The following is a 21369-nucleotide window of genomic DNA, read 5'->3' as shown; positions in this document are numbered from 1 at the left end:
CTGAGGTGGGCTGCGGTGAACCACTTCTCGCAGCCACGGGAGCCCGCCTAGGGGTTATCCACAATCCGCTCTGCTCCGCCGTGAGCCTCGCGACGAACGCCACTTCCAAGATCGAACTGAATGCTTTTCCAGAATTCCGTTCTACCGAGACAGGGCCGTTTAGGTAAATTTGCGAGGAACGTCCGGTTTCTAGCAATGGAATCGAACCTCTCCCCAGGGGGCGCGTTACTATGTGCGCAGGTACGGGCTGGAGGTGAGATCACGATGACCTCAAAGGCAGTGATCAAAAACGGAGAACTGCTGCTGCCGCACCCAGTCGGCTGCGGCGCCGAGCTCATCACCCCCGATGACCCCAGCCACGACGAACTGCACGCCAACGCCGTCCACGACGAAGATCTCAACGGCACACGCGAGCAGGACGCCGCGCTGGCCGATCGATGGTTCCAGACGTGGGCCCTGGACCGACCGGCGCAGTGCTTGAGGCCCTCATGGGCGATCCGCGGCTGTCGCTTCTCATCGGGCATGAGCCACAACAGCCCGTTTGCGGTGGCTCAGGTTGAACGAGAATGCATGAGCAGCACCACTCGTGGCGGCTGGCCTGTTGACCTGGGTGGCTGACGTTGCTTGCGAATGGCTCAGTTTCTATGAGACGTGACAGCAGTATTGTCCCCCCAAACCAGGCCGCCGGTGAACACGACTTCGGCAATCGACACTTCCCGATACATCAGCGCGCCAGCAGCGCGGCGTCGTTGGGGCGCTGCTGATTCAATGCGACGTTTTCAGCGGCGGGGTAGTACACCCAGGAGAGTTGCGGTCAGGGCCTGCTTCAAGTAGTCCTCCAGGTCCAGGTGGAAGCGGGCCAGGTCGGGCTCGGCCTGGTAGGCCGCCTGCAGGCTGGGTGGGGGGGTGCTGTACGCCGACAGCGCCCCGGCCATGACCATGGTTTGCAGACTGAACAGGGTGGCGTTCTCGCCCAGTTCCGGCAGGTACGTCCGGATCAGGTCGGTCATGGTCGTCAGGCGGTTCAGGGAGGCGCGCTTGTAGCGGGCTGCGACCTCGACGGAGACGTTGTGTTCGAGAACGCTGCCCTGTGCACCGAAGAGCTCGCACAGCACCATCCGGCCGGACAGCGAGCGGCTGAGGACCTCGGCCACCGCTGCCGCTCGCTCGGGCATGGAGAGATCGTTGTCGAGAGCGGCGGCCAACTCCTCTGCCAGTTCTGCCAGCCACTCCTGCAGGAAGCGGTCGAGCAGTTCCAAGAGCACCGCTTCGCGGGACTCGAAATAGCGCAGCACATTCGGCTTCGCCAGCCCTACCCGGCGACTGAGCTCGTTGAGGGTGACCGTGGCCACCGGCATCTCGTCGAGCATGGCCGACGCCACGTCGAGGATCGCCTGCCGGCGGATCTTCCGTTGTTCCTCTGTTCGCGCGCGCTGGAAAGTCACGTTCCCCAGTCTAGATTACGTACCGTCGGTACGTTGACATCGTACCGACGGTACCTTAGCATCTAAGACGCAAGATACCTTCGGTACCTTCAGGGGCTGGGAGTCTGGCATGAGCGATAAGTGGACGACCGCAAGTATTCCTGACCAGCACGGACGGGTGGCCGTCGTGACCGGCGCCAACACCGGCCTGGGATTCGAGACCGCCAAGGCTCTCGCCGAACGCGGGGCCTCCGTGGTGCTCGCTGTGCGCAACGTTGAGAAGGGCGAGAAGGCAGCGGCCCGCATCAGCGGCGAGGTGACCGTGCAGGCGCTGGACCTGACCTCGCTCGACTCCGTCCGGGCGGCAGCCCAGGCCCTGCGATCCCGGTACGACCGGCTCGACCTGCTGATCAACAACGCCGGCGTCATGTACACCCCGAAGCAGACGACCGCCGACGGTTTCGAGATGCAGTTCGGGACCAACCATCTGGGCCACTTCGCACTCACCGGCCTCCTGCTGGACCTGATGCTGCCGGTGTCCGGCTCGCGCGTGGTTACGGTCAGCAGCACCGGCCACCGCATCCGGGCCGCGATCCACTTCGACGACCTGCAATGGGAGCGGTCGTACAGCCGGGCCGGCGCCTACGGTCAGTCCAAGCTGGCCAACCTGATGTTCACCTACGAGCTGCAGCGCCGGCTCGCCTCGCACGGCACCACCGTCGCGGTGGCCGCACATCCCGGCCTGTCCAGCACCGAACTGGTCCGTAACAGCCCTGCGGCCATCCGGCTTCCGCTCACCTGGCTCGCACCGCTGGTCACCCAAACCCCGGCGATGGGTGCGCTGCCGACCCTACGCGCCGCCGCCGACCCCGCCGTGCTGGGCGGCCAGTACTACGGCCCCGGCGGACGCCTTCAGATCAAGGGTCACCCTCAGCTGGTCACCTCCAGCGCGCAGTCGTACGAGACAGCCGTCCAGCAACGGCTGTGGGCCGTCTCCGAAGACCTCACCGGCGTGATGTTCCCCGTCGCCCAATCCCAGTAGAACCCGATCCCGTGCGGACCGGCCATCACCAGTTAGCCCGCGCGCCCTACTCCTCGTCGTCCTCGTCGAGTCCGAGCCCGGCCGCGTCCGGGTCACGCAGCGGGCGCAGGGCGCCGGCGGCCGGGATGGAGGCGGTGAGGCCGTAGCAGCCGAGCACGTTGAGGTTGCGGTGCTTGAGCGGGGAGAGCCGGGCGATGTCCTTGTCCCGCAGCTCGTGGCCCTCGGCGCGGAGCTGGGCGACGGCGGCGTCGATGTACTTCGTGGTCCAGAGCACGATTGCGTTGAGGACCAGGCCGAGCGCGCCGAGCTGGTCCTCCATGCCGTCGCGGTATGCCTGGTGGATAGTTCTGTGCTTGCCGTGGCACACGTCCCGGGCGAGCTTGTGGCGGGACTCCTGCACGGTGAGCTGCCGGTTCATCGGTCGGCGGTAGGTGTCGTCGACCGGGTCGACCATCCGCATCAGGTGCTCGGTCTCGGCGATCCGCCCGTACTCCGCGAACGCCTGCCCCAGCGGCGTGGGGTGGCCCTCGCGTCCGAACATGCGCAGCAGGTCGTAGGCGCGGACCTGGTTGGTGACCAGGGAACCCGCGACCCGGAGCATGTCAGGCCACCACGTCTCGATCTTCTTCAGGTTCACGCGATTGCGGGCGAGCGGCTCCAGTACCCCGTACGTGCCCGTCTCCACGCCGGGCATCGTCGCCCGCCAGAACCGCTGGTCGTCCAGGTCCTTGAAGCGGGGGCTGAAGTTGTAGCCCAGGATCTTGAAGATCCCGAACACGATGTCGGAGTAGGAGGCGTTGTCGGTGGCCACCATCTCCGGCTTCACGCCGCCGTCCAGGTTCAGCAGCGCGTCCAGGATGTGCAGGGAGTCGCGCGGCGTACCGGGGACGACCATCTGCCCGATGCCCGCGACCTGGTCGTTGACGACGTTGAGCCAGGTGATGCCGCGCTTGAACCCGAAGTACTTCGGGGAGGGCGCCGCGCTGATCGTGCGGACGGGGACGACGAACCGCAGCCCGTCGACCGAGGCCAGCAGCCCGTCGCCCCAGAACTGCACGATCGGCACCTCGGACTGGGCCTCGATCAGAGCTGCGTTCGCCGCGGCAATCGTGTCGGCGCGCAGGTAGAACTGGTCGACGTGGACCAGCCGGGAGCGGGTCAGGGCCTCGTGGCCCGGGTTGGTGACCGGGGTCATGCCGATGTTGCACGCCTCCGAGACCAGCAGCGCGACCACCGAGGTGGTCAGGTCCTTCATCCGGGTGGTGCCGTCGCCCCGGTGCACGAAGGCGTCGAGGAAACCGGTCCAGGAGTGGACCTCGAAGAGCAGGTCCGGCAGGTCGATCTTCGGGAGCATCTTCTCGACCCGCTGGCGCAGCCAGGCCAGCGACTTCGGCTCGCCGAGCGCGCCGAGCTTCTCCACGTTCAGCTTCACCCGGCCGTTCGGCAGGACGTCGAGCGACACCTTCGCGTCCCTGCCCGCCGACTCCAAGCGCTCGGCCATCTGCTTCCAGCCCGCGTCCGGGGCCCGCACCAGCTCCGCCAAGTGCTCGGTGACGGGCATGTCCAGGCTCAGCCCGGCCAGCACGTCCTCGCACACCGCGTCCCATGCCGCCCCGTCCAGGAGCCGGGCACGCGGGTCGGACCACCGGTGCGAGGGGGAGGCGAACACGTTGCGGTTGTTCAGGGCCCGGTGCAGCTGCACCAGCACGCACGGTCGGCAGTGAGTTCGCGGTTCCAGTGGACTTGGGTGCCCGCGTGCTCCAATGCGATCGGGTCCTCATACCAATTCCGCAGGGGGCTAGGTCACGTCTCGGGGCACGCGCAAAACCAGTCGCCGGGTCGTCATCGGGAATGTCAGCATCGCGGACTTCCTCAAGTGCGGCGGTGGAACACCAGATGCAGGTCACTTGGGGTCAGTGCGCCTGCGGTGGTGAGCCGGAAGGGCTCCGGAGACGGGCAGGACAGACGCAAGAAGCGGGCTGTCAGTGCCACGAGCAGAGTCAGCTCGGCGGTGGCCAGGGCTGCTCCGGGACATAGTCGCGGTCCGGCCCCGAAAGGCAGATAGCCCCGGGCGGTGGTGCTGGTGTCGGAAGCCGAACGTGGGCATAGCCAGCGGTCGGGGCGGAATTGCTCAGGATCGACGTGGTAACGATCGTTGTGATGGAGCAGGTAGGGCGAGAGCAGAACCCGGTCACCAGGAGCAAGCTGATGCTCGCCAAGGTGGGTGGGGGCGACCGTGGTTCGCATCGTTAGCCAGTTGGGCGGATAGCGCCGCAGGGACTCGCGGACGAATGCGTCAGCATGAGTGAGCTTGGCGAGATGAGCGGCGGTGATCTGCCAGGGATCGTCGGGAAGCTGGGCAGCCTCTTGGGCGATACTGTCGGCCCAAGCTGGGTGGCGGGCCAGACCCAGCAGATGCCATCCGCCGGCGCGGGTGGTCTGCTCCTGAGCAGCCATAAGGATTACTGCCAGCGGATAGGCGATGTGCTCGCCTGGGGGTGTGCCGTGACGCAGGGACGATTCGATCATGACGCCCAACAGGTCAGGCTCGATGGCGCGTCCTTGTTGGAGGCGCTGTTTCATGAGTGCGCCGATCCGCCCGGCGAGGGTGTCTAGGCCCCGCTGTAGTCGCCAGCGGGTCGGGGTGGGCACGTAGCGCGGCAGATAGAGAGTGCGGGGCGGGGCGGCTTCGCGGGCATCGGCGAGAGGCACCTCGGCATGGAGTAGTTGGGCGGCGTCCTCGCCGAAACAGTAGTGCGCAGCCATGCGGGAGAACATGCACCTGAGCGCGGGTAGCACCTGAACTGATTGATCCCGAGGCCAAGCTTCGGTGGCCTGGGCCGCCTCGCTCGCCAACATGCCGACGTATCGGTTGAGGGCGTTGTGCCCGAAGTGGCTGCGGGCGGGAGCGATACTGTCGGGCAGGATCGCCCCCGCTGGTAGAGCATGGCGCACCTGGTCTGGCAGCCGGAACATTCCGTCCGGGACCCTGAAGTCCTTTCCGGTGCGCCGATATGCCTCCCTGGCCAGTTCGGCACTTGCTGCGACATACACGCGCGAGGCAAATTGCCAAAAGTCGCCATGACGCGCCGTGCCCTCCATCAGGAACGCGACCCTGTCGGCTTGGCGTGGGAGGCTGGCCGGAGCGCTGTCTCGCCGATGAGGTCGCATGACAATCCCTTGTCCTCTTCTCGGCTGAAGCGGCGGTTGCTACCGGTTGCCGGTGTCACGTTGTGTCGAGGGAGTCCTGCTCCTGACCGTCCCTACAGGTAGTAGGACCGGTAGGCGCCTGACCTGATGGCCCGAATCTTGCTCATGAGCTTCTTCACAACGAACAACTGTCCTTCCTTTGTTGCGGTGGCGGACATTTGGTCGATGCTTTAGATACCCATAGGAAGGCGGAGTCAAGCGGGCGCAAAGGTAAAATTAAATCACCACGATGGTGGCAAATGATGGACGGTTGAATGATTCGTATTAAAGGGTGATGAAGCCCATGATGTTGCGTCCAGGGCGGAGGATGATCGCGAGGTCAGTCCGTTGACTCTCCGTGGGGACGGCCATGCGGCGGTGGCCGACTCGCCCGGGGCTGCGCTGTGTGAGGAGTCCCCAGGACGGATTCCATGGCCCGGGGAGTCGGAATGCGCGATGGGCCCAGCCCGGGGGGTGAGGGAGGTGCCAAGCAGGGGGAATTGGGCGGTGATCGCGTCGGAGCGAGCATCGCGCTGGCATGCGGCGGCTCGGTGCTCACCGGCGGGGTCTGCTGCGCAGCACCACGGCGACAGGGGGAGCCGACTGAAGAGCTGTCACTGCCGCCGTTGCTTCTAACTTAGAGTCCCGAGTCTTTGATTCGTTGTTACTCGGTGGGGCGTGAGGATGTTGAGGCCGTGGCTTGAGCCGGGTGGCGTTGTCCGACGAGGAGCCGGCCGCGTTCACGGGGGTGGTGTTGTGATGGTCCCGGGCGACGGCCGTGGCCGGGTGGTCCCGGGCCAGGCCGTCGCAGGGCTGTGGGTATGTTCGTGTGGTTCGCGGTGAGGTCAGTGCATTCCGGCCATGAGCTGGGCGAGGTCGTCGGGCTCGATCATGGACGGCGGGACCGGCGGGCCCCAGCTGTTGCCGTAGGCCGGTTCCCAGACGGTGGGGTTCCACAGCTCGTCGTCGGTGATCTCGTCCATGTCGGAGTAGTACTCGCTCATGTTCCCGGCCGGGTCGCGGAAGTAGTAGAAGAAGTTCGACCCGACCCAGTGGCGTCCGAGGCCCCAGGTGTGGCGTTCGGGGTGGTCCTCCAGGACGGCTTGTGCGCCCCGGCCGATCTCGTCCACGTCGTCCACTTCCCAGGACGTGTGGTGCAGGAAGTCGACCGGTGCGGGTTGCAGGGCCACGTTGTGGTGGTCCGGCGAGCAGCGCATGAAGGTGGCCGTGTCGCGGATCTCGTCGCTCAGTTTGAAGCCGACGCCGTCCTGGAAGAACCGCTGGGTGGCGCGGAGGTCGGTCGAGCCGAGGGCGACGTGTCCCAGCCTGCGCGGGCGGACCGGGTCCTCGCGCAGCAGCGGGATCGCGCGGGCGTTCGGCCTGGTGATGCTGCCTGGCGTGTTGGCGGGCGGCGTGGGCGTCGGGCGCTGGACGATCCGTGGCGCGATCTCGATGGTGACGTCCGTGCCGGTCACCGGTTCGCGGGTGGTGATCCGGTCGCCGTGCGGCCGGTTGGGGATCTCCAGGCGTTCCAGCGACGCGGCGATCCGGGCCAGGTCGTCGGGGTCGTCGACCCCGATGCCGAGGGACAGCAGCCTGCGGATCGGCGCGCGGACGACGCGCAGCTGACGGCCGCCGTCCACGGTGCCGAACCAGTGCTCGGACGGGTCGTCCGAGCGCAGCGGCTCGAGACCGAAGTCGGTGTAGTACTCGGCGGTCTCCTTGACGTTCGGGACGCCGAGGGTGATCTCGGTGAGGCGGTGCAGTGACATGCGGGTCTCCGATGATCAGGCGGAAACGAAACGGTGGCGCAGGGCCCCGATGCCCTCGATCGTGGTGACGAGCTCGTCGCCTTCGGCGAGGTAGACGGGCGGCCTGCGGGCCATGCCGACACCGCCGGGAGTGCCGGTGAAGATCACGTCGCCGGGTTCGAGGGTGACGATCCTCGACAGCTCGGCGACCAGGACGGGCACGGGGAAGACCAGGTCGCGGGTGCGGGCGTGCTGCATCCGGTGGCCGTTGACCGTGCAGCCGAGTTCGAGGTCGCCCGGGTCGGCGAACTCGTCCGGGGTGACCAGCCAGGGCCCGGACGGGCTGAACCCGGGGAACGACTTGCCGAGGCCCATCTGCGGGAACTCGCCACGGGTCTGGACCGTCCGCTCGGACAGGTCCTGCCCGGCGGTCAGGCCCGCGACGTGGGCCCAGCCCTCGCTCGCCGGGACGTCGCGGGCGCGCCGTCCCACCACGGCGACGAGCTCGGCCTCCCAGTCGACGGTGTCCCCGGGCAGGACGACGTCCCCGACCGGACCGGTGAACGACGACGGCCACTTGGTGAACACCATCGGATGGTCGGGGACGCCGACACCGCCTTCCTCGGCGTGGTCCCGGTAGTTCGCGCCGATCGCGAACACCTGGCGGGGGCGGGGCGCGGGAGCACCGAGATCCTCGGTCCGGAACGGGACCGCCTCACCGGCGGACGGGTTCGCCCTTGCCCAGGCGACGAACTCCGTCCAGCGGTCGTACACGGCCTGCGGGTCGGGTCCGAACTGCCCGCCGCTGGCCTTCTCGACGTCGACGGCCGCATCGCCCCGGAAGAGGGTGAGCCGGTCGGAGAGGTTGCCGACGCGCATGGCTACTCCGCCGCCGCGGGGGCGGGAGTGCGGACGGTCCCGGCGGCGGTCTGCGCGAAGACGTACTGGAGTGCGAGGGACTGCGAGCCGCCGTACTCCAGTGAGATGTCGACGAGTTTGGCCCGCTCGGGCGAGGTCGCGACGGGCGTCCACTCGGAAATGCAGACCGGCACGTTCACCGGGTGGGCGCCCGCCTGGACCAGGCGGAGCTTGGCGTCCTCGTGGCCCTCCCGGGTGACCCCGGCCGAGCAGTCGGTCGCGAAGTACACCTCGTAGCCGTCCTTCAGCGCGCCGAGCACGGCCTGCGCGAGGCACACCTCGGTGGACAGCCCCGCCGTGATCAGCTTGCGGCGTCCGGTCGCCTCGACGGCCTCCCGCACGCGCGGGTCCGACCAGGCGGCGGTGGTCACCCGGTCGATCGGCTTGATCTCGGGGAACACGTCGCCGATCTGGCTGAAGATCGGGTCGACCAGCGGGACGGTGCCGCTCGCGCCGACCGTCGTCAGGACGGTCGGAACCCCGAGGATCTTGGCGGCGCGCGCCAGAAACGCCACGTTGTTCAGCAGAAGCGTCTGGTCGCCCTCGCACATGAACGCGACCCACGGCTGATGGTCGATCAGCATCAGGGCCGAGTTCTCGATCGTGAGCTCGGTGGCGTCGGCGGGCATGGCTGTCTCCTCTGCGCTGGGCGGGGTGCTCCGTGCGCCATCCGGTCCGCCTGGTGCGGAGCCGGGGGCGTTCCGGGCTGTTGGTTCGATCCTGCTCATGCCGGACAAAGCTCACTAGCGTCAGATGACGGTGCGTGCGCTTGCGCTTGCGGAGTTCAGGTCCCCTCAGGGCCTTCGGGCGGCAGGTCGGCCAAGGCGTCGTTGAGCGCCGTGCGGGTGGTGATGCCGAGCTTGGGATAGAGGCGGTGGAGGTGGGAGCTGACCGTCCGGTGCGAGAGGCGGAGGCGCTCGCCGATCTGCTTGTTCGTCAGGCCCCTCGCGGCGAGGACGGCGATCTCGCGTTCCTGCGGCGTGAGGTGGACCGGCGCGGACGGCGCGTTTCCCGGACGGGCGCGGCCGGTGGCACGGATCTCGTTGGCCGCGCGAGTCGCCCAGGGGTGCGCGCCCAGCCATTCGAACCGTTCGAGCGCCGTCGAGAGGTGGTCGCGGGCCTTGAGCCGGGACTGCGCCCGGCGGAGGCGGGAGCCGTACGCGAGGTGGACGCGAGCCAGGTCGAACGGCCAGCGCTCGACGTCGGGCAGCGCCAGGGCCTCCTCGAACAGGCGGCCGGCCCGGTCGTCCGTCGCGGCGGCGACCGCCTCAGACGCCCTCGTGATCAGTGCGAGACGTGGGGAGAGTTCGGCGACGAGGTTGTCGCGCATCGCGGCGACATGCGCCTCGGCCTCGGCGTGGCGTCCGGTGTGGACGGCGGACTCGACGAGGTCCATGGCCACCCACAGCGCGTGCGGGACGTGCGGCACGAACGTGCCCGCCGGACTGATCGCGCTCGCCTGCCGGTAGGCGTACTCGAAGTCGCCCTGGCCGAGCGCGGCGAGCGTCCGCGCGTGCTGCCGATACCAGGTGGCGGCGTGCAGACCGCGCGGCTCGGCCCACCGGGACATGGCGTCGGTCAGCGTCCAGGTCGTCTCGAAGTCGCCGCGCGCGGCGGCCAGCAGCGCCTGCACGTGCTGGGACGGCCAGATCATCTGGTAACCGAGATCCCGGGAGAGGCCGAGCAGTTCGGTGATGAGGCGGTCGGCCTCGTCCCAGCGTCCGGTGTGGAAGTCGTCGAGGGCGAGCGCGATGAGCGCGACGTGCAGGGACGCCGCCCCTTCCCCGGACCGTCCGCCCGCGACGATGCGCAGCAGCGGCTGCCGGGCCTCGCCGAGGCGGTCCAGGAAGATCGCCGAATCGACGATCCGGCCAAGGTCGTCCGGCCGCCGGGGCAGGGCGGCGACGGCGGCGTCGAGTCGCGCGAGCTCGGACGACGTGGAGCGGGCGGGGTCGGAGTAGAAGCGGCTGAACCGGGCTGCTCGTTCGGGGACACGGGCGGCGAGGTCCTCGAACGGCTTCCACAGGTCAGGGCGTCCACCGAACCAGCACAGGCGGAGGAGCGACTGGAACGCCTCGTCCAGGATCTCGTCGTTCGGGACGTCGTCGTTCGGAAAGGCGTCGCGCGCGTTCGCGTGCTTCTCGATCGCCGTGACCAGCAGGCGGTGCGCGGCGTCGAGGTCACCGTCGTCGGTGAGCAGCAGATACGACCTGGTCACGGCCGCCTCCAGGGAGACCTCGGAGGCCGGGTCGGCCTGCCGGGCTTCGGCGAGCAGCGCCATGACGTCCCGGAGGTCGCCTCTCACGCGCGCGGTGTACGCGGCGCGCGTCAGGCGCCTCGCCCGGTCGGCCGGACGCGGGCTCAGCACGGCCGCACGCCGGAGGGTGGTGACCGCGAGCCGCGCGTCGCCCTTGTCCAGTGCCGAGTCCGCCGCCGTCTCCACGATTTCCGCGACGGACTCGTCAGGTTCCAAGGTGGCTTCGGCGAGGTGCCAGGCTCGGCGTTCCTGCTGATCGTCGCCGAGGGTGCCGGCGAGGACCCGGTGCGCGGCACGTCGCTCGTCCGCAGGTGTGCTCGCCACGACTCCGGCACGGATGAGCGGATGCCGGAACCGCAGACGTCGGCTCTCGGCGTCGATGTAGACGAGCCCCGCCCGCTCGGCCGGACCGAGTCCCGCCAGCTCCAGATCCCCGGACGCGGCGCGCAGCACGTCCAACTCGCCCGTGCCGTCCAGAACGGCGAGCAGAAGCAGCGTCCGCCCTGCCGCCGGAAGCCTCGCCACCTGACTTGCGAACAGGTTCTGGACGCGCCGCGCCGGAGGCGTCTCCGAAGCATCCGCGAGCGGGCATCCCGGCCGGTCCATGAGTGTTCCAGCCAGTTCCAGCAGAGCAAGCGGATTTCCCTGTGCCTCATCCTGCACCTGCCTGAGCAGCCGTGCCGGAAGGTTGGGAAAGCGGGCCCGCAGGAGCTCGTTCGATGCCGCGCCGTCCAGCCGCCGCACTTCGTGAACCCTCATCGTCCAGGACTCCAACGCCCCGGGCGAGCCGTCCGGTGCCGGACGGGCTGCGACCAGGAGCCCGACCTGGGCGCCGGACAGACGCCGGGCGACGAACCCCAGCACCTCCACGCTGGACCGGTCGAGCCAGTGCAGGTCGTCCACGACCAGAAGCAGTGGACGTTCCCGGGCGGCTTCGCGTATCTCGGAGAGCGCGCGGATCCGGACATCCGCGGGTTCGCAGTCAGCCTTCCCCGAGACCGGGAGGTTCGTCCGAGAGGAAGGAGGAAAGGAGGCGAGCAGCTGTCCCAAACCGGCCAGGGCGATGTCGGCCTCGAACTCCGCACCGGCGGCGCGCACCACCTGGAACCCCGCGGCGAGTGCGTACCCAGCGGCGTCGTCCAACAACGCCGTCTTACCGATCCCCGGCTCCCCGACGAGAAGGAGGGCCTCACCGTCGGTCATCACGCGGTCGAGGAACCCGCCGATCAGCGATGTCTCCGCGGACCGTCCGAACCGCCCCGCAGGTGCCGACATCGGCGTCTCACCCCCGATCCGATCTTACGTGGCCTCGCAGTGGAGAGGGCGAAGGATGCTTCAACGATGACAGCCACTGAGTCCTCGCTGGCGCTGGGGCTCGTCCCCTTTACGAACCTCTCGCTGAGCCTCGACAACCCGTTCGGCAACCCGATGGCCCGCACTCTCTGCAGTTTCACGATCTCGACGAGCGTCGTGTCCAGCTGCAACGGCCTCAGGTCCATCATCGACTCCTGCCGGAACCCGGGACGCGCTGGAACCTCGAGCTGCTCCGGATCCGGGTCCAACTCGGCCGCCGCGACCAACTCGCCAAAGCCCGCTGCCGTGCGATTGGTGAGGGTGGGCCCGCTCGAACACCACAACTGCCCCGCGCACCAAGGGGTCCACCGGGGTATCGCCGGGCCGCAGGTAGTCCAGGGGCTTGGCGAGTTCGGCGCGGTCAGCGTTCTTGCCCGACGGTCTGCCAGCGAAGATCCGGATGCAGCCCGCGCCCGTGATGGCGGCGAGCCGGCGGTCCAGACGCTGGTCGCGGGTACCGCTTGGTCATAGAGGTCGATGGAATCCAGCACTACAGCTCCGCCGGCGCGATGCCGGCTGGAAGGGCGCGAAGCCCGACCGGGGAGTATGCGCGGATGGTACGTAGCGACCGCGACCTCAAGCTTTCCCGGCTACGAGGTCTTCCGCTTCGGCGCCGCCGAGTTGGAGCAGCACGATGCCATCGAGGAACTACCTCCGGAGTTCTTCACCACTCTCTTCCGGGAATTCAAAGTCGCTCCGACCTAGACGAAGCAGAGAATCCCCCTGAGGTGGGTGGGACACCACCGGGAATGCTAGCCGGTCCGTGCCCATGCTGTTGCGCTCATTGAGTCACGCTCTCCCCGATTTTGCGGTTGGGATCACGCTTGCCGAGATCACTCGGGCAGGGGTCGTGATGCCCATGGCGCGAGCGTTGGGAAGGAAGTGTGGAGGGAGGCCGTGGTGTTGTTGTGCCAGGCGAGGCCGACGCTCCGCGCAGCATGACGGCGACCGACTGCAGACTCACCTTCACCCCCAGGGCTGCAACACGAAACATCCCCGTCGTGAGGGCCAAGCTCATGACCGAACGATGGGTGAGAGGGCTGCGGATATGGGTGGGCACGTCTGAAGGGGCTGGTTGATCTAACGCAACGATGCCAGGAGCTCGTGGAGTTCCGATTGCGTGAGGACGAGCTTCGGGCCGTTGGCGTCCTTGGAGTCGCGCATCGCTGTCATGTCGGCGAGTCGTGCGAGCTCGACGCAGTTGCCGTCGCCGCCGCTGTGCCGGCTCTTGCGCCAGGTTGCGCGAGACCAGTCAGGAGTGCTCATCTGCACCTCTCCTTCAGAACGCCTTGGCGAGGCTGGTGAGCAGCCTGGTGGTGGCGGGAGGATCCGTCGCCAGGTTCCGCAAGTGGTTGAAAGCCTCCGTGTAGCGGCGGATGTTCTCTGCGTCGTCGAGGAACAGGTCGTTGGACATTCCTTGCATGCCAGCAGTGGCAGTAGTGACACCGTCGCCCCACCTCCCTTGTGTTGCACGACTCGTCACGTGTCGACCACCGCACGAGGTCTCCATGCCCACCAGCCTCGCGGCGACAGCACCCTCTCAACATCGCAGATCTTCGCCGCGAGATGACTCTTCCCGCGTTCCATGGGGACAGTCAGGTGCCGAGCACCAGCGGTACGAGGAAATAGATCTCGACGGCCTCGTAGACCGCGCCGATGACGAAGAGCGCCAGCGCCGTGGGCCAGAGCCAGCCGAGTCGACTCAGACCGCGCACATAGGCATGACCTCGTGTGGTGGCACCCACTGTCGCCGGCCGGAGCCAGGACCTGCCCAGTAGGTAGGCGCCGAACATCACCAGTGCGTAGGCATGGAACTCGATGAGGATGGTCGGCGAGTGCGGGATGAGGATCAGTGTCGATGTTCGGTCGACCGGCGCCAGGATGATCCCTATGTCGACCGTCTTGATCACGAAGACGATAAGGCCCGCGAAGGGGATCACGAGCGACGGCAGGACGATGAGCGCCAGCGCCGTCGCGAACACGTTGACCAGGAAGATGGTCACACCGAAGGTCCAGGGGTTGCCGATCACGGTGTTGACGAGCGCCCCTTGGCCGCCGTCGACGAACGAGGACGTCCGCGCGGCGTGGAGATCGGGGAAGATCATGGCCAGGACCATGCCCAGGAGGAACACCCCGTAGACGAGGGCATTGATCAGCAGGTAGGCGCGCAGGTCAGCGCGGATGATCTCGAACGGTCTACGAAGGTGGTTCATGACTCTCGTGTCCGTTCCTCTGGCGCCCCCTCTCGGCGCTCGAAGTTCCTCCTTACCGTCCTGAACGGCCTCGCTCCGGAGTGAGCCCTCCCCTCCGACGCAGTTCGAGAACGACACTCTTTACATGGCCGTGGATGCAGTCCTGAACCCCGGAACATCCCGACCCCGTCGCGTGCGGTGCTCGCCCTCCCGGGCGCGGGGCCGCTCGTGCGCCCGGGGCGGCGAGGGCGGCGTGGCCGACCTCGGAGATCCTTGACCAATTCCGGGCGGCGTGGGCGCCTCTGGCTCGGCGGACGGCGTACGCGACTTGCCAGCGACCATCCGTAACCCGGGCCCCGACAGACAACGGGAGTCTCGATTCCGCTGGCACACGGCCGAAGGAGCGCGCGGCGCACAAAGAGCCCTCGGGACAGCGAGCCGCCGCACGCCCCACCGGACTACCTGGTCGTCGACCTGTCCGAGCCGACCGAGTGCGCCACCGACGTGACCCGCTGGTACAAGGCCAAGCGTGCGACGATCCCACCGGACCATGGACGACTGCCGATGCCGCCAGTCGGCGGCACAGCTCACCAGCGGGTGATGCCCATTCTCCGCGCCGCGTCGTGGATGGCCTGCCAGTGGTAGGGCGCCATGCCCGACTTTTTGACCGGAGCCGCCCGGTCGTCACTCCGGAACTCGTCCCGCGCGCAGGCCAAAAGACTGGTTCCGTACCCGACAGGTACGGACCTGTGGCCGTGGATGGGATGAGACTTGGCCGCAGAGTAGCTGCCGACGCTTGCCAGGATGCTCCGGGCGTGGTTGTAGGCGGCGGCGCTGATCTGACTCGGGTTTGCCCGCTCGCGGTCGGCGGGCCTGCCATGACAAGCCGGAGTTGGCGGTTGGTCGGTGTTGGCGTTGGCCGGGATGGCAAGCAGGCAGCCGGCCAGTGCAGCGACCGCCGTGGTGGCCAGGACCCGAGAGAACGTACCCACGACGATTCTGCCTTTCTGTATTCGAGTAGTCACACTCTGTATATATACAGTGCGCTGGTGTGCCTGAGAACCCCCGGGCAGGACAGTGACCCGACCGGCGGGGAATGCGAGGGGCCCGCGCCGTGCGGTGTTGTGTTCGGCCCGGCTGCGTCTGGCGCCGGTGACCTGGTGCCCGCCTCCCGGGCCGCGCCAACACCCCGCCGAACACCCCCAGCAGCCGCTCGGACTCGGCGCGGTGCGCCTCCCGCAGCGTGGCCACGGTCGGCCCAGTCGCCCGGAGACAGGGGACCTGGTCGGCAGACCCGCCCGACCAACGGCTCGGTCCTCACCGCCTGCGCAACCCGGCCAACGCGAGGTCGCCGCGCCCCGCGCTCTCAGCTCGCCAAGTGCATTGCGCAGAGCGAAGGAACACGGAGCCGCGATCAGCTACAAAGACCGATCTGATCGTTCGGTGGCTTCGGCAGAGCTTGACCTAACGAACATGCGCGCTGCCCGCTGCTCCTCCGCACTGTGTGCATGCGTGGCGCGTAGATCTCGCCTGAGCGGGTGGAGCCTTGTCCCCCATTGACACGCGACTACCCACCGACCTTGATCAGGTGGGGTTCGCCGATCGGGCACCATGTGGGCCATGTGTGGGCGGTAGTGATCCCCCCACCGACACCTACCGGTCGCACATGCCCCGGCGCTACCGGGCAATCGTGTACGCGCCCGATACGGTGATTTCGCGTGGGTGGTTGGTGCGAATCCGTCCACCGACACGAACCCCCATGACTGCGGTCACCACCGCGCTGAGGGGCCTCGTGTTTTCCGGACAGCTGCTTGATAGGTGATCTATGCGGCTTGCTGTCGGTCCAGGTACTCGGCGTGGACCTCCCATGGGGTCCGGTATCCGTTCGCCGAGTGGAGCCTACGTCGATTATAGAAGCCTTCGATGTAGCGCATGACCGCGCGGAGGGCTTTGGCTCGTGTGGCAAACACCATATGATGCAGCCACTCGTTCTTCAGCGCTCCGAAAAATGACTCTGCGAGCGCGTTGTCCCAGCACACGCCCGTCCGCCCCACAGAGCGGCGCATTTCGTATCGCTCGAGGTGGCGGCCGAACTCGGCACTGGTGTAGTTCGACCCGCGGTCGGAGTGGAAGATGCAGTCGGGTTCGATGTCGATGGTGCCCGCTGCGGCGTCGAGCGCGTCGGCGAGGAGGGAGGTTTTGAAATGGTCGGCCATCGCCCATCCGACCACCATCTTGGAGTGGCAGTCGATGACGGTCGCCAGATAGGTGAACCCTTCCCAGGTGGGGATGTAGGTGACATCGCCGACGAGTTTGGTTCCGGGTGCGGCGGCGGTGAAGTCCCTTCGTACCAGGTCGGAGATGGCGTCCGGTCCCTCGGCCAGGGTGGTGACCGGCCGCCACGGTCGCGGCTGCACCGGCACCGGGCCGAGCTCGCGCATGAGCTGCCGCACCAGCTCCAGCGACACCTGTTCGCCGGACCGGACCAGCACCGCGTGCACCCGCCGGTGTCCATAGGTCTGGTGATTGGCCTGGAACACCGCCTCGATCACGAGTTTCAACCGCGTCCGGCGTTCGGTGGTGCCTGAGGCCGGCCGTGATCGCCATTCATAGAATCCTGAACGGGACACATGTAGCCAGCTGCACATGTCGATGATGCTGTGGCTGGCCTTCTCCGCCTCGATGAACTCGTACTTGGCGGTTACGGGTGTTCCTTGGCGAAGAAGGCCGCCTTGGGTTCAACTGGTCGATGCAACAACCGCCGCCAACGTATCAGCGGGTGTCTGGAACTCGAGGGTCTTGCGAGGCCGGGTGTTCAGTTTGAGGGCGATCTGATCCAGTTCGGCCTGGCAGTAGGCACTCAGATCGGTACCCTTGGGCAGGTATTGCCGGAGTAGGCCATTCATATTCTCGTTCGAGCCCCGTTGCCACGGACTCTTCGGGTCACAAAAGTAGACCTGGACGTCAGTAGCGATGCTGAAGACCTGGTGATCAGCGAGTTCAGTGCCGCGGTCCCAGGTCAGCGACTTCATCAAGCCCTCGGGCAGCCGCCGGACCCGGCGGGCGAGCGCGGACACGACACTGACGGTGTCCTTGCCCGGCACCTTCACCAGAACCACGAACCGTGAGTGCCGCTCGACCAGCGTCGCGACGTGGGTGTTCCTGGCCCCAGCGATCAAATCCCCCTCCCAGTGGCCCGGCACGGCACGATCCTCGGCCTCGGCCGGGCGCTGCCGGATCGAGACCGCGTCGCGGATCTGCCCGCGCTGCTGGCCGGCGGTGCCGGCCTTCTTGGAACGCCGCATCGTGCACCGTCGTCGCAGGTGAGAGGTCAGTTCTTTGGAGAGCACGCCGCGGGCCTGGATGAACAGGCTGCGGTAGATGGTCTCGTGCGACGCCCGCATCTCCTCCCGTTCGGGATAGGCGACCTTCAACCAGCCGGAGATCTGCTCGGGTGACCAGTCCTCGGCCAGCCTGGCGGCCACCACCTCACGCAGCTCGGCGTCCCGCTGAAACAGGCACCGCTTGGGACGGCGAGCGTTGTCCCAGGCACGCGCATCAGCCTGTGCGGCCCGATAGCGCTCACGGCCACCGTGCCGTCCCACCTCCCGGCTGACCGTCGAGGGCGGGCGGCCCAACCGGGCCGCGATCTGCCGGAACGACTCCCGCGCGCCAGGCCACGGGAGATCTCCTCCCGGTCGGCCAGCGTCAGCGCGCCGGCCGCGCGCTTGCGGTCGGCGGGAACGTACCCGCCGTTGGAGGCCACGACATGGTGGATCGACCCGGGCACCTTGCCCAACGCGCGGGCGATGTCGCTGAGCGACTGCCCCGCCTTCCACCGCTGCCACACCTCACGCTTCTGCGCATCCGACATACCGGGACGCCCGATCTTGGCCACGCAACACCTCCGAGGACCTCTTCTACCTCAGGTGTTGCATCGACCGATTGACTACGCCCCGGCTTTGATCAGGAAGGCGTTCTCCTCCCGCAGCTTCCGGACCTCACGCTCGAACTGGAGTTCCCTCTCGCTCCTGCGCTCACTCGGTTTCGGTGCGTGCTGCGGATCACCTGATTGTGTCAGCCGGTATTTCTTCACCCAGGAACTGAGTGTGGTCTCATGCAGGTCCAGCTCCCGGGCTACATGAGCGATCGGCCGTGGGCCGTCCAGCACCATGCGGACAGCCTCGTCCTTGAAATCCTGCGGAAAGTGCCGCCGTTTACGCCTTGCCAATGACCTTCCTTCCGGTTCATCCACAATCCTAGCTATGGACGTGTCCGGAAGATCCGAGGCACCTCACAGCGGTGTGCTCCCGACGTCGCGGTCGGGCCAACCCGACCGAATTCCCTAAAAGCGCTGGAGGCAGTTTATCAGCGTCTCCATTCTTTGGTCATTTACGCTATATACTCTCGTGGCCCTGAAAGTATCCCCATCACAGACGACGGGATATATCACGTTGGGCTTGACTACACTCTCCAGATAGACGATAACCGCGAACGATTTCGTGCCCTTGTGAAAGACATCACAGTCTTCCCCTGAAATTCGTGCAGGTGTAAACCAGTCGTCGTAATGACCCGTTCTGCAGGACCAGTTATCGAACTCCACGTCCATGGGATCAAGAACGTGGGGCGGAACCGGCTCTGCCCGGGCAGCATGCATGTTGAAGGCAGTGGGGGTCATGGTCAGTACCGCAAGGGCGAATGCCGTCAGCTTCCTGGATGCGCGGATCACAGCCACTCCTTCGATCACCTGCGACCCGGCATATCCGCGCCGCCTACATGATCAAGCAATTCCCCAGTTCGTGTGATCGCGAGCCTCCGCAACGTTAATCATCGAACCAAGGAAAGACTGCCCTCCGAAAGGCCCCTGCCGACACGGGAAAGGACGAGACGTCGCGGAGCCGCGCGAGGTCAGTGGGTGGTTGCCTCCGGCTTGCCGCACCCGGCGGCCAGGTACCGCTGCTCGTAGGCTCCGCGAAGGCGTCCGTACTCGTGACCGACGAGCTGGCGGTTGGGGAATGTCACCTTGATGTCCTGCCGATTGTGTCCGGCAGTGACGACCTCGACGTCCGCGTAGAAGTAGTCGGGATCAGTGTTGTCGTATCGGGATAGGTGACCTTGATCCGGTAGTGCAGGATGCGACCGCCGGGCTGTCGCAGGCACCGTTTGGCACCGGCTTCCATGTGCTGGTAAATGCCCCTGTTGACGCTGGCCCACTGCGGGACAGCGTGGCCGCGATCAAGTGCCCTCCGTCGTAGCCCTTGGTGCCGGCCATGTGGCCAGCCTTGGCCTGACACGAGCCGCGTACGGCTTCGCTGTGGGTCACGTCATTCGCCTCGGCGCGCGAGGGGCGGCCCTGGGCGTCGGTGCGGTACTCGGCTCCGTCGGCGTGGTACACGTGGTCGGGGATGAGGTGCTCGGCGCACGGCGCCGGGTCCATCTCCTGTGGCGCCGTGGCGTGGGCGGGCAAGGGCTGCCTGGTCGACGGAGGTGTGAATGCCGATGCCGAGACCGTCATCGGTGATAACGCTGCCGCGGTGAGCGCGGTGGCGGTGAGCGGGCGCGGGCGGGACGGCGAGCGGCCACGGGGCCTCCTGGGTGAGGGGATAGAGCCGTCCGAGAGGACAGCGACCACAGGAGATCACGCTCGCGATTGTTGCGTCACTGACCGTGACGGCGATGGAGGCGTTACGTCAGTGACACATGTGACTGCTGTGACGAACCCTCACAGATGGGCCCGCCCCCTGGCCGGAGAGCGGGCCATCTGGATAGGCACTGGTTATGGTTCAGCCGAAGCGATCAGCCGTTGCAGTCGTTGCGCTGCGTTCCTAGCCCCGGTATGGGTCGACGGGGAAGCCGTCGTACTTGCCGCCGAGGCAGACGTAGCCGTCGTGCAGGTGGTGCACGCTTCCTCCGCCCTGGTTGCACACCGAAGCGGGGATGTCTCGCGCGTGGGCGCTGGGTCGGGTGGCGGCGTGAGCCGAGGTTGGGGCCACGGCGATGGGCAGCGCGCCGACGGCCGCCACGAGGATGACGGTAAGACGAGAAGGCATGCTCGCACCTTGTTGTGAGTAGTGACGGGGAACTGCACTTTCGTGGGCGGCCTCCCGGCAGGCCCACCTGCGCTGCAGATGCCCGACGCTGCGCAAGGTAAACGAGTGACTGCTGATGGTATGGCCTTCTCGTCGCCTAGAACTCGCTCAAAGGATGCCCGCGAGTCGCGCTTGGGTCGCTGGCCAACAATCGAGAACGCCGTCCTCCCGCGGGAGGACGGGGCGTCGGGTCGGTCGAACTTCCCCACTCGGCGACGGTCTCGGAGGCAACCTGTACACGAAGGCGCCCCGCTGCCCAGAGCGAACGAGGTAGTTCACCTGGCGGGCCGACCGGACCGCCATAGCCGACGTTCCGCGAGGAGGCGGACTCGGGGCCTCTTCGGCCGGAAGGCCCCGCCGATCTGCCCGGACGTCGACTGCCTCACGCGAGGTCCAGCCCGCCCTGCTGACCCGCGCAGACAGGGCGCGCGGTCACTGGTCCCAGGTGCAGTAGTCCCACCGGTGGGTGCCGATCGTCCTCTCGCAATGGAATGCCTGCTTCTTCGCACCGGTCAGCATCTCCCAGCAGCGACGAACTGCGTGCTTGGCAGAGCGCCTCGGCCACAGCGCGGCTCCCTTAACGGCCCGGGACTCGGGTCCGTGATATCCGAGGAATAGTAGCCCTGTGTGACGATGGTGTCGGTGTGTGCTCGCTTCGCCCGCCAGCGCCGTTGCTGAATCGCGCGAGTGGGCCGCGGGTGGGATGGAAGCGCATCCCGCGTTCGCGAGCGGCTCGTGACTGTCAGCAGGTCGCCTTGAGGCGTTTTTCGTCACTGCCGTCAGGGCGGCGGAGGGTGCGGTTGTCGGGGAGGCCGACCGCGTCGCGTGTGACGTCGACCTGGACCAGCACGGTGTTGCTGCACTTGTAGGGCCAGTTCTCGGAGTTGAAGGTGGCCGACCAGGCGCGGTCTTTGACGCCGCAGGGGAAGGACAGCTCCCCACTGGAGCCGGCGGCTTTCTTCTGCTCGCCGAAGTCCGTGACGAGGGCCCTGGCCTCGATGGCGCAGTTGCTCTCCAGCCGGACGATCGGTTTGCCGTCGGAGGTGACCACGGTGCCGGCGGGAAGGGTCGACACGGTTCCGGTGACGGTGACGTTCTTGGACGTCCCGTTGCTGGGGTTGTTGAGCTTGAAGCCCTTGATAGTGATCGTGGCG

General features: G+C 67.2%; 17 protein-coding genes and 3 pseudogenes. 2 read left to right on the top strand and 18 right to left on the bottom strand.

Annotated elements, in window-relative coordinates; all coding sequences use genetic code 11:
* The first annotated feature begins 264 nt into the window (after positions 1-264).
* Positions 265-618: a hypothetical protein gene (locus P696_RS56420; protein WP_157430025.1), complete on the top strand. Its 354-nt coding sequence runs from the start codon at positions 265-267 to the stop codon at positions 616-618.
* A gap of 161 nt (positions 619-779) precedes the next feature.
* Here P696_RS56420 and P696_RS0131295 read toward each other — a convergent pair whose 3' ends face one another.
* The gene (locus tag P696_RS0131295) at positions 780-1445 is read right to left on the bottom strand and encodes a TetR/AcrR family transcriptional regulator (RefSeq protein WP_026415418.1); all 666 of its coding nucleotides are present in this window, start codon (positions 1443-1445) and stop codon (positions 780-782) included.
* Between the two features lie 109 nt (positions 1446-1554).
* On the opposite strand from P696_RS0131295, the gene P696_RS0131290 reads away from it, so the two are divergent.
* The gene (locus P696_RS0131290) at positions 1555-2466 is read left to right on the top strand and encodes an SDR family NAD(P)-dependent oxidoreductase (protein ID WP_026415417.1); all 912 of its coding nucleotides are present in this window, start codon (positions 1555-1557) and stop codon (positions 2464-2466) included.
* A gap of 46 nt (positions 2467-2512) precedes the next feature.
* Here the strand turns inward: P696_RS0131290 and P696_RS49330 are convergent.
* From P696_RS49330 to P696_RS57070, 17 genes and pseudogenes are all read right to left on the bottom strand, one after another.
* A pseudogene (locus P696_RS49330) lies at positions 2513-4177 on the bottom strand (Tn3 family transposase); the annotation flags it as partial.
* Positions 4178-4338: 161 nt separating this feature from the next.
* Complete coding sequence (locus tag P696_RS55085; protein WP_170026631.1) at positions 4339-5568, bottom strand: cytochrome P450; 1230 nt, start codon at positions 5566-5568, stop codon at positions 4339-4341.
* A gap of 932 nt (positions 5569-6500) precedes the next feature.
* A complete protein-coding gene (locus P696_RS0131275) occupies positions 6501-7427 on the bottom strand; it encodes a VOC family protein (RefSeq protein WP_026415415.1) in 927 nt (308 codons plus the stop codon).
* Positions 7428-7442: 15 nt separating this feature from the next.
* Positions 7443-8285 carry a fumarylacetoacetate hydrolase family protein gene (locus P696_RS0131270; protein ID WP_026415414.1) on the bottom strand — a complete coding sequence of 281 codons (843 nt, stop codon included), beginning with the start codon at positions 8283-8285 and terminating at the stop codon, positions 7443-7445.
* Positions 8286-8287: 2 nt separating this feature from the next.
* Entirely contained in the window at positions 8288-8953 is a 666-nt protein-coding gene (locus P696_RS49325; RefSeq protein ID WP_051468411.1) for an isochorismatase family protein, read from the bottom strand.
* A 155-nt stretch (positions 8954-9108) separates the two neighbouring features.
* Complete coding sequence (locus P696_RS0131260) at positions 9109-11856, bottom strand: ATP-binding protein (protein ID WP_026415413.1); 2748 nt, start codon at positions 11854-11856, stop codon at positions 9109-9111.
* Between the two features lie 1158 nt (positions 11857-13014).
* A complete protein-coding gene (locus tag P696_RS0131245) occupies positions 13015-13200 on the bottom strand; it encodes a DUF397 domain-containing protein (RefSeq protein ID WP_026415411.1) in 186 nt (61 codons plus the stop codon).
* Between the two features lie 13 nt (positions 13201-13213).
* Entirely contained in the window at positions 13214-13444 is a 231-nt protein-coding gene (locus tag P696_RS59510) for a Scr1 family TA system antitoxin-like transcriptional regulator (protein WP_483756978.1), read from the bottom strand.
* Between the two features lie 85 nt (positions 13445-13529).
* Positions 13530-14147 carry a hypothetical protein gene (locus P696_RS0131235; RefSeq protein ID WP_026415410.1) on the bottom strand — a complete coding sequence of 206 codons (618 nt, stop codon included), beginning with the start codon at positions 14145-14147 and terminating at the stop codon, positions 13530-13532.
* Between the two features lie 566 nt (positions 14148-14713).
* Entirely contained in the window at positions 14714-15118 is a 405-nt protein-coding gene (locus tag P696_RS56415) for a hypothetical protein (RefSeq protein WP_157430024.1), read from the bottom strand.
* A gap of 831 nt (positions 15119-15949) precedes the next feature.
* Positions 15950-16819 (bottom strand): annotated as a pseudogene (locus tag P696_RS0131225) (IS3 family transposase); the annotation flags it as partial.
* Between the two features lie 45 nt (positions 16820-16864).
* A pseudogene (locus P696_RS49320) lies at positions 16865-18000 on the bottom strand (IS30 family transposase).
* 75 nt (positions 18001-18075) lie between these two features.
* Positions 18076-18381: a transposase gene (locus tag P696_RS0131215; RefSeq protein ID WP_026415407.1), complete on the bottom strand. Its 306-nt coding sequence runs from the start codon at positions 18379-18381 to the stop codon at positions 18076-18078.
* Positions 18382-18471: 90 nt separating this feature from the next.
* Positions 18472-18855, bottom strand: a complete 384-nt coding sequence (locus P696_RS56410; protein WP_157430023.1) for a hypothetical protein — start codon at positions 18853-18855, stop codon at positions 18472-18474.
* Positions 18856-19212: 357 nt separating this feature from the next.
* Positions 19213-19563, bottom strand: coding sequence for a DNA/RNA non-specific endonuclease (locus tag P696_RS59430; RefSeq protein ID WP_425394171.1), 351 nt, complete (start codon positions 19561-19563; stop codon positions 19213-19215).
* Between the two features lie 388 nt (positions 19564-19951).
* Entirely contained in the window at positions 19952-20176 is a 225-nt protein-coding gene (locus P696_RS0131210) for a hypothetical protein (protein WP_026415406.1), read from the bottom strand.
* Between the two features lie 781 nt (positions 20177-20957).
* On the bottom strand, positions 20958-21369 hold a 412-nt coding region (locus tag P696_RS57070), incomplete at its 5' end, for a hypothetical protein (RefSeq protein WP_034488051.1).

Origin of the sequence: Actinomadura oligospora ATCC 43269 (assembly GCF_000518265.1) — a bacterium.
Taxonomy (GTDB): domain Bacteria; phylum Actinomycetota; class Actinomycetes; order Streptosporangiales; family Streptosporangiaceae; genus Spirillospora; species Spirillospora oligospora.
This window is presented reverse-complemented; position numbering and strand designations above follow the sequence as displayed.